This is a genomic window from Phaeodactylibacter luteus (assembly GCF_007993045.1).
GTDB classification, from domain to species: domain Bacteria; phylum Bacteroidota; class Bacteroidia; order Chitinophagales; family Saprospiraceae; genus Phaeodactylibacter; species Phaeodactylibacter luteus.
On the sequence record NZ_VOOR01000167.1, the window covers coordinates 1 to 770 of the forward strand.

Here is a 770-nt window from a genome sequence, read left to right on the forward strand (position 1 = left end):
AAAACGATCCATTCTTCCCTAAAGATTGAAGGGAATACACTAACTGAGGATCAAATCACTGCGATAATTGACAATAAGCGAGTAATAGGTCCCAAAGAAGATATTCTAGAAGTCAAGAATGCGATTGAAGCATATGATAACTTGGGTAAATATGATCCCTACTCATCAAAATCATTTTTATTGGCACACAGACTTCTAATGAATGGATTAATAGAAAAGCCAGGACAATACAGAACTGAAAATGTAGGTATCGTTCAAGGAGATAAAGTAGCACATTTAGCTCCACCGGCAGCAAATGTGGATTATTTGATGAGTGACTTGTTTAAATATCTGAAGAATACAGAAGAATTATTATTGATTAAAAGCTGTGTCTTTCATTACGAAATGGAATTCATACATCCTTTTTTAGACGGAAATGGAAGAATGGGACGATTGTGGCAAAGTGTGATACTATCAAAAGAATACCCTGTGTTTGAGCATCTTCCATTTGAGACATTAATAAGTGACAACCAAAGGGAATATTACGATGTATTAGGAGCAAGTGATGAGCAGGGCGAATCCACAATTTTTATAGAATATATGCTTCGAGTAATTGATCAATCTCTAGATGAATTACTATCATTTAGTAATAGAACAATGAAAAGAGAAGATCGACTACGATACTTTAAATCAATGAATATTGGGTCATTTTCGAGGAAAGACTATATGGAAGTCTTTAAAGATATTTCTTCAGCTACAGCAAGTAGAGATTTGCAAGAAGGAGTCGAAAT

General features: G+C 34.3%; 1 protein-coding gene. It reads left to right on the forward strand.

Annotation, left to right across the window (positions count from 1 at the left end; genetic code table 11):
• Window positions 1-770 (forward strand): Fic family protein (locus FRY97_RS21975; RefSeq protein WP_147169769.1); only part of this gene is annotated, 770 nt, incomplete at both ends.